The 16820-nt window shown below is 50.2% G+C and carries 21 protein-coding genes; 17 read left to right on the plus strand and 4 right to left on the minus strand.

Translation table 11 applies throughout. The features are described from left to right. Positions 1 to 657: 657 nt before the first annotated feature. From rluC to EHW58_RS11365, 4 genes are all read left to right on the plus strand, one after another. Positions 658 to 1620, plus strand: coding sequence for a 23S rRNA pseudouridine(955/2504/2580) synthase RluC (gene rluC / locus EHW58_RS11350; protein ID WP_077578964.1), 963 nt, complete (start codon positions 658 to 660; stop codon positions 1618 to 1620). 4 nt (positions 1621 to 1624) lie between these two features. After that, positions 1625 to 2350: an HAD-IA family hydrolase gene (locus tag EHW58_RS11355; protein WP_152796484.1), complete on the plus strand. Its 726-nt coding sequence runs from the start codon at positions 1625 to 1627 to the stop codon at positions 2348 to 2350. A gap of 83 nt (positions 2351 to 2433) precedes the next feature. After that, on the plus strand, positions 2434 to 2604 hold the full coding sequence (locus tag EHW58_RS11360) for an acetyltransferase (protein ID WP_077607486.1): 171 nt from the start codon (positions 2434 to 2436) through the stop codon (positions 2602 to 2604). After that, complete coding sequence (locus EHW58_RS11365; RefSeq protein ID WP_077607468.1) at positions 2604 to 2990, plus strand: type II toxin-antitoxin system death-on-curing family toxin; 387 nt, start codon at positions 2604 to 2606, stop codon at positions 2988 to 2990. The genes EHW58_RS11360 and EHW58_RS11365 overlap by 1 nt, the downstream gene beginning before the upstream one ends. Positions 2991 to 3049: 59 nt before the next feature. Here EHW58_RS11365 and EHW58_RS11370 read toward each other — a convergent pair whose 3' ends face one another. After that, complete coding sequence (locus EHW58_RS11370; RefSeq protein WP_152796486.1) at positions 3050 to 3643, minus strand: nucleoside triphosphate pyrophosphatase; 594 nt, start codon at positions 3641 to 3643, stop codon at positions 3050 to 3052. A gap of 322 nt (positions 3644 to 3965) precedes the next feature. Here EHW58_RS11370 and yceD point away from each other — a divergent pair, with 322 nt between their 5' ends. The 13 genes from yceD (at position 3966) to EHW58_RS11435 (ending at position 14526) form a co-directional block, all read left to right on the plus strand. Then, entirely contained in the window at positions 3966 to 4496 is a 531-nt protein-coding gene (gene yceD / locus EHW58_RS11375) for a 23S rRNA accumulation protein YceD (protein ID WP_152796489.1), read from the plus strand. 5 nt (positions 4497 to 4501) lie between these two features. Next, on the plus strand, positions 4502 to 4672 hold the full coding sequence (gene rpmF / locus EHW58_RS11380) for a 50S ribosomal protein L32 (RefSeq protein ID WP_046075434.1): 171 nt from the start codon (positions 4502 to 4504) through the stop codon (positions 4670 to 4672). A gap of 9 nt (positions 4673 to 4681) precedes the next feature. Continuing rightward, positions 4682 to 5704: a phosphate acyltransferase PlsX gene (gene plsX / locus EHW58_RS11385; protein WP_152796491.1), complete on the plus strand. Its 1023-nt coding sequence runs from the start codon at positions 4682 to 4684 to the stop codon at positions 5702 to 5704. A gap of 8 nt (positions 5705 to 5712) precedes the next feature. After that, the gene (locus tag EHW58_RS11390) at positions 5713 to 6672 is read left to right on the plus strand and encodes a beta-ketoacyl-ACP synthase III (RefSeq protein ID WP_046075436.1); all 960 of its coding nucleotides are present in this window, start codon (positions 5713 to 5715) and stop codon (positions 6670 to 6672) included. A 19-nt stretch (positions 6673 to 6691) separates the two neighbouring features. Continuing rightward, positions 6692 to 7648 (plus strand): ACP S-malonyltransferase, encoded by a 957-nt coding sequence (fabD, locus tag EHW58_RS11395; protein WP_152796493.1) that lies wholly within the window; start codon positions 6692 to 6694, stop codon positions 7646 to 7648. A gap of 67 nt (positions 7649 to 7715) precedes the next feature. Then, on the plus strand, positions 7716 to 8450 hold the full coding sequence (gene fabG, locus EHW58_RS11400; protein ID WP_046075438.1) for a 3-oxoacyl-ACP reductase FabG: 735 nt from the start codon (positions 7716 to 7718) through the stop codon (positions 8448 to 8450). A 157-nt stretch (positions 8451 to 8607) separates the two neighbouring features. After that, a complete protein-coding gene (gene acpP / locus EHW58_RS11405; protein WP_046075439.1) occupies positions 8608 to 8844 on the plus strand; it encodes an acyl carrier protein in 237 nt (78 codons plus the stop codon). A 92-nt stretch (positions 8845 to 8936) separates the two neighbouring features. Next, positions 8937 to 10175 carry a beta-ketoacyl-ACP synthase II gene (fabF, locus tag EHW58_RS11410; protein WP_046075440.1) on the plus strand — a complete coding sequence of 413 codons (1239 nt, stop codon included), beginning with the start codon at positions 8937 to 8939 and terminating at the stop codon, positions 10173 to 10175. Positions 10176 to 10301: 126 nt separating this feature from the next. Further along, positions 10302 to 11111 carry an aminodeoxychorismate lyase gene (gene pabC / locus EHW58_RS11415; RefSeq protein ID WP_152796495.1) on the plus strand — a complete coding sequence of 270 codons (810 nt, stop codon included), beginning with the start codon at positions 10302 to 10304 and terminating at the stop codon, positions 11109 to 11111. Further along, positions 11105 to 12121, plus strand: a complete 1017-nt coding sequence (mltG, locus tag EHW58_RS11420; protein WP_172969965.1) for an endolytic transglycosylase MltG — start codon at positions 11105 to 11107, stop codon at positions 12119 to 12121. Before pabC ends, mltG begins: the two co-directional genes overlap by 7 nt. Beyond that, positions 12118 to 12756 carry a dTMP kinase gene (tmk, locus tag EHW58_RS11425; RefSeq protein ID WP_046075443.1) on the plus strand — a complete coding sequence of 213 codons (639 nt, stop codon included), beginning with the start codon at positions 12118 to 12120 and terminating at the stop codon, positions 12754 to 12756. The genes mltG and tmk overlap by 4 nt, the downstream gene beginning before the upstream one ends. Then, positions 12753 to 13745 (plus strand): DNA polymerase III subunit delta', encoded by a 993-nt coding sequence (gene holB, locus EHW58_RS11430; protein ID WP_152796497.1) that lies wholly within the window; start codon positions 12753 to 12755, stop codon positions 13743 to 13745. The genes tmk and holB overlap by 4 nt, the downstream gene beginning before the upstream one ends. A 1-nt stretch (position 13746) precedes the next feature. Then, positions 13747 to 14526: a YchF/TatD family DNA exonuclease gene (locus tag EHW58_RS11435; protein ID WP_172969964.1), complete on the plus strand. Its 780-nt coding sequence runs from the start codon at positions 13747 to 13749 to the stop codon at positions 14524 to 14526. A 314-nt stretch (positions 14527 to 14840) separates the two neighbouring features. Here EHW58_RS11435 and EHW58_RS11440 read toward each other — a convergent pair whose 3' ends face one another. The 3 genes from EHW58_RS11440 to EHW58_RS11450 are packed head-to-tail and all read right to left on the minus strand — an operon-like array spanning position 14841 to position 16755. Further along, on the minus strand, positions 14841 to 16142 hold the full coding sequence (locus tag EHW58_RS11440; RefSeq protein WP_152796501.1) for a site-specific integrase: 1302 nt from the start codon (positions 16140 to 16142) through the stop codon (positions 14841 to 14843). Next, positions 16142 to 16372 carry an excisionase family protein gene (gene xisR, locus EHW58_RS11445; protein ID WP_077458550.1) on the minus strand — a complete coding sequence of 77 codons (231 nt, stop codon included), beginning with the start codon at positions 16370 to 16372 and terminating at the stop codon, positions 16142 to 16144. Before xisR ends, EHW58_RS11440 begins: the two co-directional genes overlap by 1 nt. Beyond that, positions 16369 to 16755, minus strand: a complete 387-nt coding sequence (locus EHW58_RS11450) for a hypothetical protein (protein WP_152796503.1) — start codon at positions 16753 to 16755, stop codon at positions 16369 to 16371. Before EHW58_RS11450 ends, xisR begins: the two co-directional genes overlap by 4 nt. Positions 16756 to 16820: the final 65 nt, after the last annotated feature.

Consider the following 16820-nt stretch of genomic DNA (forward strand, 5'->3'; position numbering starts at 1 on the left):
TATTAGCGGTTGATGACGAGAGCAGTCGTCAATGCTGCCTGACCCCAAGTCTGATATGGTGCAGCCTCCCGGCTGGAGAAAATCAGGGGTGCGCTCGGGCAAGTTTTAATCGGCCAGCTGCAACGGTTTTTATGGCTCACCGGATTACGCAGTTGGCGTCCGCCGTTTTTACCGATGGCGGAGAGCTCTGACACTGACTAACAGTCTCGTGTCAACACACTAAACGGGTGCTTTTGGTTTACGTCTTACGCCAATTGCCGCGTAACGCCTTAAAAGCATTCGGAATTATGGTTCTTTTACGGATATAACCGTATACAGCTATCACTTGATTGACTCATCGCAGACCAGGCCTTTTGTCGAAAAGTGCATGTTCCACTGATGAAATCGCTGTCACAGGCGATAAGCTGTGTTTCAGATAAGCGTTTGCTTTTCTGATTAACGCCGCAACTATAGCAGGGAGACTAAAGTCCAGCAATCGGCTTTATTCGCTTATGTTGTGTTGGTAGTAAAACCGCGCAGATGTGGTGTTTTTTTGCACGATAATGCCTTGTGCCGCTCGCGGTTACAGGGGGGGAACACAACCCGCTGCTGTGCTCAGTGAGGGGTGACTTGCCGTAGCAGGTGCATGTCGCTGTGCTTAGCGGTAGAATGAAGGTTATGACAGAACAAAAAACTCAAGTGCGATTCATCGACATCGATGACGACATCGCCGGCCAACGAATTGACAATTTTCTGCGAAATCAGCTGAAAAACGTCCCAAAAAGTATGATTTATCGCGTACTTCGTAAAGGAGAAGTGCGAGTTAATAAAAAACGCATAAAACCAGAGTATAAGCTGCAAGCCGGAGATGTGGTGAGGGTGCCTCCCATCCGCCTTCCAGAGCGCGATGAGAAAGCCGCGCCCAGTACTAAATTAGACAAAGTGGCCGCGCTTGAGCATTGCATTCTTTATGAAGATGACCATCTGTTGGTGCTCAATAAACCTTCGGGGACAGCGGTGCACGGAGGAAGTGGGTTACAATTTGGGGCAATAGAAGCGATGCGCGCGCTTCGCCCTAAGGCACGTTTTTTGGAGCTCGTACACAGGATCGATCGAGATACGTCTGGGATTTTGCTGATTGCGAAGAAACGTTCCGCGTTGCGTCATTTGCAAGCGCAATTTCGCGAAAAAACAGTACGTAAAGACTATTACGCCTTGGTGATGGGCAAATGGCCCGCTAAACAGCGCAAAGTAACGGCACCTTTATTGAAAAATGAGGTGAACAGTATTGTACGCGTCAATCCTAAGGGTAAGCCGTCAGAAACCCGTTTTAAAGTGCTTGAAAGCTTCGCTGAAGCAACCTTAGTGCAAGCAAGCCCTGTGACTGGGAGAACGCATCAAATTCGTGTGCACGCTCAGTATATGGGTCATCCGTTGGCGTGGGACGATCGTTATGGCGATCCACGTTTTGATGCGTATACCAAGTCGTTTGGGCTGGATCGTTTATTTTTACATGCGGCCACCATCCGCTTCCTACACCCGGGCAAGGATGAAAGCATGACGCTTAATGCGCCGATGGAACCTAAGCTTGAGCGGGCGCTTGAGGGACTAAGGGCGAAAACAGCATCACTCAGAGGTTAAAGTAATGACAGTTGAATCACCGTTTACTTCCCCTTGGCAACCTGGCGCAAGCGAGATCAAGCAACCGTCGCATTCCGTGATTGCGCCATATTCACTGTTAATTTTTGACTGGGATGGCACTGTGATGGATTCGATTGGGCGCATTGTCTCAAGCCTGGACGCGGCGGCTAGGCTGACTGAGCAGTTGCCTATATTGCCACCAGAACGCTTGCAAACCATGATTGGCTTGAGCTTAGAAAAGGGCTATCAGCGGCTTTACCCTGACGCTGATCCGGCGTGGTATGCCGATTGGATTCAGCACTACCGTCAACAATTTGTCTACGATAATCCGACGCCTTGTCAGCTCTATCCTGGCGTAAAAAACACCCTTATCTCTTTGAGAACGCAGGGTTTTACGCTCGCGGTGGCAACTGGGAAATCACGCACTGGACTTGATCGGGCCATGGCGGAAACGGGAACTCACGATTTGTTTTCGGTGACCCGATGCGCCGATGAAACGGCCTCTAAGCCGGATCCTCAAATGTTGGATGAAGTGTTAGCGCAAACAGGTATTCCACGTGATAAAGCGCTGATGATTGGTGATACCGGCCATGATATGCAATTGGCCATCAATGCGGATATGGCAAGGCTCGCGGTTACTTGGGGCGTAGAAGACTCTGCCAGCCTTTCGACCTATGAGCCAGTTGCCGTACTAAACAGCCTAAACGAGCTGGTGATGGAGAGAGTATAGTACTTGTTAAGGTCTGAACGCTATCTTGCAGTCCCCAAAGATATAGACCATGATGAGTCAAGGTTTAGATGGAAGCGAAAAAAATGAATAGAAAAATTGAAACTTATGGCGTTCAATCGATCCAAAGACCAAAAATTAAAGCGAAGAAAAGCATTGATCTATCGGGCGATCTTGGACGTCAGATTATTAAGTCTGAGACTAAACTGGCTTTACGAACACACGCGAATACGTTTAAAAAGCTAGCGGATATGTGATGGATATCATTTGTTTCCCATTCGAGCGCGTTATTGAGATAAACGCTTTTATCTTAGCGTCTGGTCCCGGGATGCAAGGAGCTGTAGATCTCGGGAAACTACAAGGTGCGTTGAGTAGAATTGATAATGCAATTATCTACGATGGGTTGGATGACGTATTTGAAATCGCCGCAAAATACACAGCATGTATTGCAGTCGCGCACGCGCTTCCAGATGCAAACAAGCGTACTGGCCTAGCGGTCGCTCTAGAATACCTGTCGCTCAACGATTTCGAAATCGTACATGATAACGATCTTCTTGCGGATGCTGTTCGAGACCTTGTTGTGGGAGAAATCAATGAACTAGACTTCGCTGATGTGCTCTACGCACAATATGCGAGAGTATAAATAGTATTCCATCTATGTTGCTTTAAGACAGGGAGCGCCGATTTAGCACATCATAGCCACTAGATCACGAATATACCTTCCTTTTCTAACATTTCACGCAAGCGTATCAGTGGGAGGCCCACAAGGGTATTCGGATCACGCCCGTGCATGGCATTGAAAAGGGCAATGCCCAAACCTTCACATTTAAAGCTGCCAGCACAATCTAGCGGCAGCTCTTTGTCGATATAACGAACGATTTCTTGTTCGCTTAGCTCACGAAAATCGACATGAAAGGGCTCAACGTCCGATTGATGCTCTCCCGTATCACTATTAATCAACGCGATTCCTGTGTAAAAGGTGACTTGCTTGCCGCTTGCGCGTTTTAGCTGTTCGATCGCCACCTCTCGCTCATGCGGCTTGCCTAATACCTCCTCGTCAATTACACACACTTGGTCTGAACCGATAATGAGCGCATTATCGAATAGCGGCATCCCCGCCATGGCTTTTTCGAGTGCCAAGCGTTCAACCATGTCGGTGGCACGCTCGTTTTCATGCCGGCTTTCATCGATCGCCGGCGCGAATGCAGTAAACGGAAGCGCAAACTTTTTAAAGATGGCTTGACGATACGGTGAGCTTGAAGCCAGCACAATTTTGGGAGGTTGCGTCGTGTGCATGATCGTTCCTTATATTGCGCGCAGTTGAAGGTGACTAAACAATCTGCGTGGTCGATGATTGTTTATTTTCAACTCTCAGTCTAACCTGAAAAAATAGCGGGCGCGACTTTGAGTCGGGCAAAGCGGGAGAGGTATGTCTGGCTGGCTTGTTGACCGCGGTGAAAGGGTTGGTTTTCATCGTTGTCGGTCTGAGTAAACGAGGCGCCAGAGGCATCCCGATCACCAATGGCTTGTGCGCTTTTGTCTCTATCATCCTTTCGCGCCTGACACAGGTAACATTTTCTTTGACTCCAGCGCATTTGGAGGCTAATATTCGCGCCCTATGCAGAAGGTAAAGCTACCGCTGACGGTTGATCCGTTCCGTTGTGCACAAAAGCAACTTGACTATGATGGTATTGTAGACAAGCAGCGTTTAGTGCGTCTCGGTGAGGCAACCCAAAGCATCGATAGTGATGCGGAAGTGATGCTTTCGTTCGACATTGACGCCCAAGGGCTCAAAACTGTCACCGGTCGTGCGACCGTAACAGTGAGTCTTGAGTGTCAACGTTGTTGGGAACCATTTTCATATCGCTGTGAAACTGAATTCGTTTATAGCCCGGTTTTCAATGATGACCAGGTTGGCAATTTACCGGATGCTTATGAGCCGGCATTAGTCGACGAAAACGGTGAGATTGATCTGATTCAATTAGTCGAAGACGAGTTGATTGTGGCCTTGCCACAAGTCGCCATGCACGAAGACACCGACTGTAAGGTCAGTGCAGACAACATGGTGTATGGGGAAATCCCACTTGCTGATGAGCGTCCAAATCCGTTTGCCGTACTAAAAAACTTAAAGCAAAGTAACGAGGAGTAGGGTCAATGGCCGTACAAAAGAACCGTAAAACCCGTTCTAAGCGTGGTATGCGTCGTTCACACGATGCACTGGGTACTCAAGCTGTATCTGTAGACAAAACTAGCGGTGAAACTCACCTGCGTCATAACATGACGGCAGATGGTTTCTATCGCGGCCGCAAGGTTATCAACAAGTAAGGTTGACCCTTGACTAGGTTAACCATTGCACTCGATGCGATGGGCGGGGATTTCGGTCCCCAAGTCACAGTGCCTGCCTCCGTGCAGGCATTGTCGCATTTTGCGGACCTAAATGTGATCCTGGTGGGGGACCAATCTCGCATCCAGGCGTCACTGAATCAACGCCATGCCCAGCATCATTCCCGACTATCTATCGTCCATGCCCCGGACGTTATTCCTAATGACATGCGACCATCCACGGCGCTGCGTCGCAGCCATGGCACGTCTATGCGTGTCGCACTGGAAAAGGTGGCCAGTGGTGAAGCAGATGCGTGTGTGAGTGCGGGCAATACCGGCGCGCTTATGGCGCTATCCAAATACTTGCTCAAGCTCTTACCCGGCATCGACCGTCCCGCTCTAGTGACAGCCTTACCAGGTGCTAATTATCAACGTAAATGGTTGCTGGATTTAGGCGCCAATGTGGCCTGTGATGCCGATACCTTATTCCAATTTGCAGTGATGGGCGCGGTGTTGGCGGAGGCTGAATTGGGGTATACACCTCGAATCGGGCTGCTAAACATTGGTGAAGAAGCGATCAAAGGGAATGACTTGGTGCGCCGCTGTGCCGATCTCTTGCAGCAAAGTGAGGCAGTGCGGTATACCGGCTACGTTGAGGGCGATCAAATCTATACAGGCGAGACCGATGTGATTGTCTGTGATGGCTTTGTCGGCAACGTGGCGTTAAAAACCAGCGAAGGTGTCGCACGCTTGATCATCGACAAGGTGAAAGCCCATCTCCACCCGCATCCTATTAAGCGTTGGATCGCGAAATGGCTATTTTCTGATCTTTTAAATCAACTCCAACAGCTGAAACCCGACCAGTACAACGGCGCAAGTTTGCTAGGATTGCGCGGCATCGTTGTAAAAAGTCACGGACGCGCTGATATCGCCGCTTACGAAAACGCTATTTTTGAAGCGGTGCACGAGGTCGAACGGCAAATCCCAACTAAGATAAGTGACCGTTTAGAGGCAGTTCTTCTCGAGAGGCATTAGTAGTCTTCATGTATAGTAAGATTTTGGGCACAGGCAGCTATTTGCCTGAACAGGTTCGCACCAATGCTGACCTTGAACAGATGGTAGACACCAGTGATGAATGGATTGTGACCCGTACGGGGATCAAAGAGCGTCGCATTGCTGCACCCACAGATACCGTTGCCTCGATGGCTTATCAGGCCGCCGTGCAGGCGATAGAGATGTCTGCCATTGATAAACATGACATTGACCTGATTATTGTGGCGACCACCAGTGGTGAGCGTGCCTTTCCCGCTGCCGCTTGTGATGTGCAAGCGATGTTGGGGATTAAAGGCTGTCCCGCTTTTGATATTGCGGCGGCATGCTCTGGGTTTGTGTATGCGTTAAGTGTCGCGGATCAATATGTTAAAAACGGGTTAGCCAAAAATGCACTGGTTGTGGGCGCTGATCGCCTTTCACATACCTGTGATCCCGATGATCGCTCCACCATCATTTTGTTTGGTGATGGTGCAGGCGCGGTCGTGCTTTCCGCCGATGAAAATGATGGCATTTTGTCCACCCACTTAAAAGCCGACGGTAAATTTGGCGAGCTCTTGAAACTTAAGTATCCAGAGCGTGGTCAATCGTTAGAGGCCGATGAAGCTTGGCTTTATATGGCGGGGAATGAAGTCTTTAAAGTGGCGGTGACACAACTGGCCAATATTGTGACAGAAACGCTTCAGGCCAACCAAATTGAAAAGACAGACATTGACTGGTTGGTGCCGCATCAGGCCAATTACCGCATTATTAAAGCGACAGCGAAAAAACTGTCGATGTCGATGGATCAAGTGGTATTGACGCTTGACCGTCATGGCAATACGTCGGCAGCGTCAGTACCGACCGCACTGGATGAGGCGGTACGTGATGGGCGTATTCAACGCGGACACACCGTGTTACTCGAAGCCTTTGGTGGTGGTTTTGCGTGGGGATCCGCGCTCGTAAGATTCTAAAATTAATAGGAAAACAGCTATGTCTTCAACAGCTAGTTCTTCAACAGCGACGTCTTCAACTGCGATTGTTTTTCCCGGTCAAGGCTCCCAAACCGTGGGTATGCTCGGGGAGATCGCCGAACAATATGGTGTTGTCCAGCAGACGTTTGCAGAAGCCTCAGAAGTGCTTGGCTATGACCTTTGGGCATTGGTCCAGCAAGGGCCAGAAGCGGATTTAAATGAAACGCACCGCACACAGCCAGCTTTGTTGACGGCGTCTGTGGCTATTTGGCGCGTCTGGCAATCACAAGGTGGTGCCGCGCCCGCGATGCTTGCTGGCCATAGTTTGGGTGAATATTCTGCTTTGGTTTGTGCGGGTGTATTGGATTTTAAAGAAGCCGTTAAGCTTGTCGAGCTGCGCGGTCAATTGATGCAAGAGGCGGTCCCAGCCGGTGTGGGAGCGATGTCGGCAATTATTGGCTTGGATAACGATGCGATTGCGGCAGCCTGTGAGCAAGCGGCGCAAGGCCAGGTGGTCTCACCGGTTAACTTCAACTCGCCAGGCCAAGTGGTCATTGCGGGTAATAAAGAAGCGGTGGAGCGCGCCAATGCGTTGTGTAAAGAGGCGGGTGCAAAACGTGCATTACCGCTGCCAGTGTCGGTGCCTTCTCACTGTGCGCTGATGAAACCGGCAGCAGAAAAACTGGCGCAAGCACTGGAATCTGTCACGTTTAATGCGCCACGTACTCCTGTGGTCAACAACGCTGATGTGGAAACGCCGATAGAGCCGGCTGCAATTAAAGAAGCCTTAGTGCGTCAATTACATAGCCCGGTGCGCTGGACCGAAACGGTTGAGCATATGGCGGCTGAAGGGGTGGAACAGCTGTTGGAATTTGGCCCAGGTAAAGTACTGACTGGCTTGACCAAACGCATCAACAAGGCGTTGAGCAGCGCGGCCGTCAATGATAGCGCCAGCCTCGCCACTGCGAAGGCATAAACCGTATTACGAAGACACTTTTTGACTGCCGGTGCATGCCGGCAGAATCAACTAAAAGGGTAACCGAATGAAACTAGACGGAAAAGTAGCGCTGGTGACAGGCGCAAGCCGTGGGATCGGCCGAGCAACGGCAGAGCTTTTAGCGGAGCGTGGTGCCACCGTGATTGGTACGGCGACCAGCGAAAAAGGCGCCGCTGCAATTAGCGATTATCTCGGTGAAAACGGTAGAGGCCTGGCACTCAATGTGACCTCGCCAGAGTCGGTCGCAGAGGTGCTTGATACGATCAAAAAAGAATTTGGCGACGTTGATATTCTGGTTAACAACGCGGGTATCACTCGTGATAACCTATTGATGCGGATGAAAGACGATGAGTGGCAGGACATTATGGACACCAACTTAACGTCAATCTTCCGTTTATCAAAGGCAGTATTGCGTGCGATGATGAAAAAACGCTGTGGCCGAATCATTAATATTGGTTCTGTGGTCGGTGTGATGGGTAATGCGGGACAGGCAAATTATGCGGCAGCAAAAGCCGGCGTGATTGGCTTTACCAAATCCATGGCACGTGAGGTGGCTGCGCGTGGCATCACAGTGAATACAGTCGCGCCTGGTTTTATCGAAACCGATATGACCAAGGCGCTAAATGATGAACAGCGCGCTGCGACGCTGGCACAAGTGCCAGCAGGGCGTTTGGGTGATCCAAAAGAGATTGCTGCAACGGTGGCGTTTTTAGCCTCTGATGATGCTGCTTATATGACGGGCGAGACCTTGCACGTCAATGGCGGTATGTACATGATTTGATCGAGACCGTTGCAATCTCGAATGACACACGTCAAACTCCGATTGATTTGTCCCCAAATCGTGGTTTGACCAGCCGTGGAGGTCTTGCAACTTCCACATTAATGAATAAACTACAGCACATATCGCATCTGCGAATCTTGTAAGGACTAGTATTAATATGAGCAACATCGAAGAACGCGTAAAGAAAATCATCGTTGAGCAACTAGGTGTCGACGAAGCAGAAGTGAAAAACGAAGCTTCATTCGTAGACGACTTGGGCGCGGACTCTCTGGATACCGTTGAGCTGGTAATGGCTCTTGAAGAGGAATTCGATACAGAGATTCCAGATGAAGAAGCAGAGAAGATTACTACTGTACAGGCAGCTATCGACTACGTTGTCGGCGCTTCAGCGTAATCTCAGAATCCTACCAGGCGGTCTCCTCGACCGCCTGTGTTCTTTTTAAGCTATTCTAATTTCCAAACTTATATTCTCCGGAGAATATCATCGTGTCTAAGCGTCGTGTTGTTGTGACTGGCATGGGTATGTTGTCACCCGTGGGTAACTCAGTTGAGTCTTCATGGAAAGCTCTGCTAGCCGGGCAAAGCGGTATCTCAGCGATTGAGCATTTTGATGCCACTAACTTTGCTACTCAATTTGCGGGCATGGTTAAGGACTTCAATTGTGAAGACTACATGTCGAAAAAAGATGCACGAAAAATGGACTTGTTCATTCAATATGGCATTGCTGCCAGTGTGCAAGCCATTAAAGACTCCGGACTGCAAGTTGATGACAACAATGCACACCGTATTGGTGTCGCGATAGGTTCAGGCATTGGTGGTCTTGGTTTGATTGAACAAAACCATCGTGCGTATATGGAGAAGGGTCCACGTAAAATCAGCCCCTTCTTTGTCCCATCAACCATCGTTAATATGATTGCAGGGCACGTGTCGATTAATTACGGCATGCGTGGCCCAAACATCTCGATTTCCACCGCATGCACCACAGGCCTGCATAATATTGGTCATGCCGCCCGTATGATTGCATACGGTGATGCAGACGCTATGGTGGCCGGCGGCGCAGAGAAAGCCTCTACCGAGCTTGGTATTGGCGGTTTTGCCGCCGCCAAAGCATTATCAACACGTAACGATGATCCACAGTCGGCCTCTCGCCCATGGGACAAAGATCGTGATGGTTTTGTGCTGGGTGATGGTGCTGGCGTCATGGTGCTTGAAGAATATGAACACGCGAAAGCACGTGGCGCGACCATTTACTGTGAATTAGCCGGTTTTGGCATGAGCGGGGATGCTTACCATATGACGTCACCCAGTGAAGATGGCTCAGGGGCGGCACTGGCGATGGAAGCAGCGATTCGTGATGCGGGGATTAACCCAGCACAAATCGGTTACGTTAACGCGCACGGTACCTCGACACCGGCAGGCGATGTGGCGGAAAGTAAAGCGATCCGTCGTGCAATGGGCGAGGCGGCGGACAGTGTATTGGTCTCTTCAACCAAGTCGATGACCGGTCATTTGCTCGGTGCGGCAGGCTCTGCTGAGTCAATTATCACTGCCATGTCGCTGATTGATCAAGCCGTACCACCAACGATCAACCTTGATAATGTCGATGAGGGTTGCGATTTAGATTACGTACCGCACGAAGCGCGTGACGTAAAAATGGAGTACGCCTTGTGTAACTCCTTTGGTTTTGGTGGCACCAACGGCTCTTTGATCTTCAAAAAGCTGTAATACGCATAGGCGTTTATACAGCCTAAAAAGAGTCTGCTATAGTAACGGCCCGACGATTCGGGCCGTTTTTTATTGTCGGTAAGGTTTTTATTGTCGGTAAGAATAGTTGACTGTCGAGGTTGATAAATGATCTGGGTAAACGGACATCCTTGTCGCGAATTAGCGGTCGCTGACCGAGGGCTCCAATTTGGTGATGGTTGCTTTACCACTGGCCATGTGTATCAGGGGCTATTACTTGATCGCGATGCACATATACTGCGTTTACAAAGCACTTGTGAGCGATTAGCCATTCGCGAGGTTGATTGGTCGGCACTCGCGATAACGCTCGATCAAGCGTGTCAGTATTCGCAGGATGAACAGGTGTTGAAGGTGATTATCACCCGAGGCCAGGGGGGACGCGGTTACAGTCCCAAAGGCTGCTCGTCGCCAACCGTCATTGTTAGCCTGCATCCGTTTCCTCGCCATTATCATCATTGGCAACAGCATGGGGTGGCGTTGGCGACGACGCAGATGCAACTTGGCGCGTCACCATTTGCGGGGCTTAAACATCTCAATCGGTTAGAGCAGGTGCGTCTAAAGCTGGCACTGGAAGACGTGGAGGCCGATGATTTCGTGGTCGCGGACATGTTTGGCAACCTGGTTGAGACCACGGCGTCCAATCTTTTCTGGTGCCAAGACCATGTCATTTATACACCTGATTTGGCATATGCCGGTGTGGCGGGACTGATGCGAGAAAAAGTGATGGCCGTGATTGAAGGTTTCACGGACTACCAATGTAAAACGGTCGCGGTCGATGAGACGGCGCTGTGGCGTGCCGATGAAGTGTTTATTTGCAATACCTTGATGAAGGTGGTGCCAGTGACATCCATCAATGAAACAAGTTATAAAACGCATACGCTGACAAGGCGATTACAACAGAGGTTAAACGCGTGCTAAAAAAGCGATTTTTGGGGCTGGTGAGCGTATTGATGGCGATAGTCTTGGCCTCAGTCGCTGGGGTGCTTTGGCAAACGAAGGCGTTTATTTCCACGCCGTTATCCTTGCAGACGCCTCAGCTATTCACCGTACCTAGCGGTGCACATTACCATAAGGTCATTGCAAAATTTGAAGACAACGGTTGGATGACATCAAGCATCTGGTCGAAGTTTGCGCCACGGGTTTATCCAGAGCTGACTCGAGTACAAGCGGGCACCTTTCAGGTTCAACCTGGACAAACATTAGCCGAGGCGTTCGCGACTCTGCGTTCAGGGCAGCAATATCAAGATGAAATCACCTTTGTCGAAGGGAGTACGTTTGCCCAGTGGCGCAAGCAGCTTGCCTCCGCGCCGCATCTCGACAAAACATTGGATGGCATGAGTGAACAGGCAATTGCTGATGCGCTTGGGCTCACACACGATAAATTAGAAGGATTACTGCTTCCTGAAACCTACGCCTATGATGTGGGGGATACCGACATTGCATTGCTAAAACGCGCCGCGCGTGCAATGGAAGTGGCCTTGGAGCAGGCTTGGCAGCAACGTATCGAGGACTTACCGATAGAAACCCCTTATCAGCTATTAATCCTGGCTTCCATCATTGAAAAAGAGACCGCGGTGGCGAGTGAGCGAGAAAAGGTGGCGTCGGTATTTGTTAATCGGTTGCGACGCGGTATGCGTTTACAAACCGATCCCACCGTGATTTATGGTATGGGTGATCAGTATGAGGGGAATATTCGTAAACGTGACTTACGTACACCGACGCCTTATAACACTTATGTGATTAATGGCTTGCCCCCGACGCCGATCGCGATGCCAGGTAAAGCGGCCATCTTTGCCGCTGCCCAGCCAGCAAAAACGGATTACTACTATTTTGTCGCCACGGGTAAAGGCGGCCACCAATTTTCTACCACCTTGGCCGAACACAATCGGGCCGTGCGTGATTACTTAAAAGTGTTGAAGAATCAATGAAGAACCATTTCATCGTTGTAGAAGGCCTTGAAGGCGCGGGCAAAAGTACGGCCATCAATCAGATCAAACAGGTGTTACTCGACGCCGGAATCCAGGATGTGATCACTACGCGAGAGCCCGGCGGCACGCCGCTTGCTGAACAGTTGCGTACGCTTGTCAAACAAGGTCACCCGGATGAACCGCTCACGGATAAAGCCGAGCTTCTCATGCTTTACGCCGCACGGGTACAGCTTGTCGAAAACGTGATCAAACCCGCCCTGGCGAAGGGCCAATGGGTGGTGGGTGATCGCCATGATATGTCATCACAGGCCTACCAAGGTGGGGGACGGGGTATGGACACGTCGCTGATGAAAAGCCTGAAAGAAACGGTCTTGGGGACGTTTGCCCCCTCACTGACCTTGTATATGGACATCGACCCAGAGGTAGGCCTTGCACGTGCGCGGGGTCGAGGTGAGTTGGATAGGATTGAGACCATGCAACTGGATTTTTTTGAGCGCACGCGAGCGCGTTATCTGGCATTGGCAAACGACGATCCCAGTGTGGTGGTGATTGATGCGGGCCAGTCGCTAGACACAGTGACCGCTCAGATTAAAACGGCACTAGAAAATTGGCTTAAGCAGCAACCAGGCGTATGAGTGACAAGATAACATTGGCATACCCAGCGCCTTACGTTTATCCCTGGTTTGAAGGCGTTTGGGCGCATTGGCAGCAACTATTGACGAGTGCGCGCTTTCCGCACGCGCTCTTGTTGGCCGCGCCTCCGGGCAGCGGCCGTCGCGCATTGATAAGCCAGCTTGCCAAGGTGCGACTGTGTGGCCATCAAAACGATAGCGCCTGTGGGCATTGTCATCATTGCCAGCTTTTTGCGGCGGGTAACCACCCCGATATTCACTGGCTAGCCCCCGAGAAGCCCGGCAAGCAGATTGGTATTGATGCAGTGCGCAAGGTGCAACGACAAGCGCTGGAAACGTCGCAATTGGGCGGGGCGCGCTTTATTGTCATAGAGTGTGTCGAGCGTTTAGGGGAAGCCGCGGCCAATGCGTTGCTTAAATCGCTAGAAGAGCCACCTTCAGGGTGTTACTTCGTGTTATTGACAGACTCGCTGGATAGTTTACTCGCGACGATTATCAGTCGCTGTAGCGTGTGGAAAGCCCCGCAGGCGGAGGCTGAAACAGCCAAAACTTGGGTAGAGCAAGCATTGCAGCGCTCGGTGCCAGACCATGCGGTAGGCTTATATCGGGGCGCCCCCTTGGCTGCTCGTGACTTTGTGGCATCGGGCGGGTTAGATCATCACCATAGTGTGGTAGAAAGCTTTTCTACCTATGTGCGCGATAGAACGGGCCTGTTTGACACTATCGAGGTGTTGGTCGCACACTATCCCGCTTCATTGAACTGGCTCAGTCATTTTCTGCTTGATGTACTTAAATGGCGTCAAGGTGTGGGGCAGACCATTGTGCATCGGTATCATCATCAACGGGTTGCCGAGGTGGCCAATGTGCTGACCACCCAGCAAGTTCATTCACTACTACGTGCGCTGCATCAATTACAGCGTCAGTTACAAATTCATACAGGGCTAAATACCGAATTGGTTGTTAGCCAGTGGTTATTATCGATTGGAGAATAACGTGTTAATAGACTCTCATTGCCATCTCGACAAACTGGATTACGACTCGCTGCACCAGAATGTTGCCGATGTTTTAGATAAAGCGCAGGCAAGGGGCGTCGACTATTTCCTTTCGGTGGGGGTAACGCTAGATAGCTTTCCGGCGATGCTAGACATGATCCGACCTTACTCGCATGTTTTTGCCTCATGTGGTGTGCACCCTTTGGATATCGAAAATGGTTTCGATTACGACCGATTGAAAGCCTTAGCGGCTGATGAGCGTGTCGTGGCGGTAGGAGAGACAGGGCTTGATTACCACTATCAGCCAGAGCTTGCTGAGCAGCAGCAAGCGATTTTCCGCCAGCACGTCCGTCTCGCGGTTGAGCTTAACAAACCCTTGATTATCCATACTCGCGCGGCACGTGAAGACACGCTTGCGATTTTACGTGAGGAGGGCGCTGAGCGCGTCGGGGGTGTGCTACACTGTTTTACAGAAAGCTATGAGATGGCAGAGGCGGCGATTGAACTCGGTTTCTACATTTCAATTTCTGGGATAGTGACGTTCAACAAGGCCACAGAGCTGAAAGATGTGGTGCGTCGTATACCGCTTGAGCGCCTGCTGGTTGAAACAGACTCGCCATACTTGGCACCTGTTCCCCATCGTGGCAAGCAAAACCAGCCAGCTTATGTGAAAGAAGTTGCTGAGTACGTCGCGATGTTAAAGGGTGAATCGGTGGAAACGGTCTGTGACGTCACCAGCCGTAACTTTTTTACGCTTTTTTCTGGTGCAAACCCGCAATAATTCAAGTCGCCCGATAACCTTGTCGGGCGTTTTTCTTGCTTAGCACGTCACGCTCCTTTCGCCGCAAGAAAACACCGCTTTTTGATTATCTCGGCCTTGATAAGGCACCATCCCACTTGGTCAATTCTGCGTCATTTTTCGGTTATGTTTGCAACAAAATAACCGATTTATATCGCTAGCCTATCAAAGTTGATCTCGCGCAATTTCACATCTACCTTTTTGAAATGATTAGGAATTATCAATCTATGTCCTAGGTATTACGCGCTGTATTAATTCGTTACGTGAAATACCACACGTTTTATAAATTATTGTTTTCAATTCTTTTTACCTCCTTTTAGATTCTCGATGGGGCACGTATGGGACACGGTGGAAAAGCGCTTATTTAGCTTTTCAACTTGCTGGCCGCTTCTGCTTGGCATGAACTTGCCATAGGTAGTCATCACCATTCTGGCGTCCTTGTGACCCATCTGACGAGCTATCCAGCTCGGATTGGCATCTTCGGTTAGCATCCAGCACGCATAGGTGTGACGGGTTTGATAAGGCGTCCTACGGCGTATACCTGTTCGCTTCATGCAGCTGTTCCAAACAACGGCCAAACCGCTTTTACTGTAGTAACTCCCGCCCTCCGCTTTGGTTGCAGATTTCATGGTTGGTTTGAACACCCATCGACAAGACTCCTCTCGCTGCCTACCTGGCTCTCGAAGCAATACGCTTACACTCTCTTCGTGTGCTAAATAGGTGAGGGCTTTCTGTCGATTCAAAGCATCGATAGCAGGCTCTAATAAGTTAATCGTCCGCTCGCCTGACTTTGTTTTTGGCACCTTGAAGTAGCCGCCGATTGATAGGTTGCGAGTCACTTTTATTTCTCCTCGCTTGAGATCGATATCTTCCCATGCCAAGGCACATAGCTCCCCGTGACGTAAGCCTGTGTATACCGCTACTGTCCAAAGATTTCTCTCTTGTTCAGTGATGGAGGGATGATTAATCAGCGACAGAAATTCATCATATTCGAGTGGATCCGGCTCGGTATCGTCACTACGTACAGGCTTGATTGTCTCGAATGGATTGGAAGCGATATAGCCGGACAGGCAAGCGAAACGCCAAACCTCGGCACACAACGACATGTAAGAGTTGACCGTCCCTGCGGAACGGCCTTTCTTATTGCCGCGATGACTATAAAGAGTCTGACCAGAAATAAGCTGGCTTCGCAGAAGTAATCCATCTTCATAATTGACGTTGACGGCTAGTTTCTCTGGCCCAAGCATTTGAACGCAGGTTTTAGCCACCGATCGTTTATTCCTGAGAGTGGTTCTTGAGTAATCGGCCGCTTTCGCGTTAAGCCACTTCTCAAAAAGCTCTGCAACGGTCATCGACTTGCTTAGGGACGCTGCGCTGCCAAGCTCTCTCGCCTTCTTGGAGTTGGGAAAGCGCGCCAGGTAGTCAAATGTGCCGTCTGATATTTCCGATACAATGACGGCGCGAAGCCGCCCTGCTTTTCGGATATTGGCCGGCGTGGCTTGCCAGCCTTTAAGAGTTTCTTTGCAACGTTTACCGCGGTACAAAAACCAGATACGAATTGATGTGCCGCGTACTTCTACGCCTTCCGGTGTCATCATCACGCGATCCTCTGGTAGTTGTAAAAGGACTTGTCAATTGCCTTACGGTTATATAGCACCTTTCTTCCATTGAGGCGTCCAGAGGGAGATACCTTGATGAATTCAACGCCTTCAATCCAGACGTTGAGTCGAAATTCTTCTATGGTCTTCCTGCCAAGCCCGGTCAATTGACTTAGCATCTTTTCTTCTACCCAATCATTGGGCTGTACGAGTTCTATTGGTTTGGTCATTTGGTCGTTACCTCAAAGAGTTGTAGAAGCCGTTTCCGGCCTTGGTCGTTGTACCAAAAGGTTTCGATTTGCTTTTTGCTATTGGCGGCCTGGTCGAGCCGCCATTCACCGAACTCTTGGCGTTTAAGATTATTTGCGTTGGCCACTCGGCCCACTTTCTGTGGAGAGACACCGATCTCTTTTGCTATGTCGGTTGCAGAGTAGTGGGGGAGTGTGGTGACTGGCATATCCCAGCCAGAGGCGATCAGGGCTTTGATTGCGTTATCAGATAGCCGGCAAGCTGAGAGCAGGCCTAGCGCGACGTCTAGGCTGCAGCTTTCACAGTACGAGTCGAAGCGTGTATGGGCAATGGCTTCGCTGGTTTGGCATCGAGTACATAGCATGGGCGACCTCCCTGGGTGAAGGTAAGTCGCACCATGCAGTTATGGAAGGGGCTGGAGTGTCATAT

This window comes from Salinivibrio sp. VYel1 (assembly GCF_009377945.1).
Classification (GTDB): domain Bacteria; phylum Pseudomonadota; class Gammaproteobacteria; order Enterobacterales; family Vibrionaceae; genus Salinivibrio; species Salinivibrio siamensis.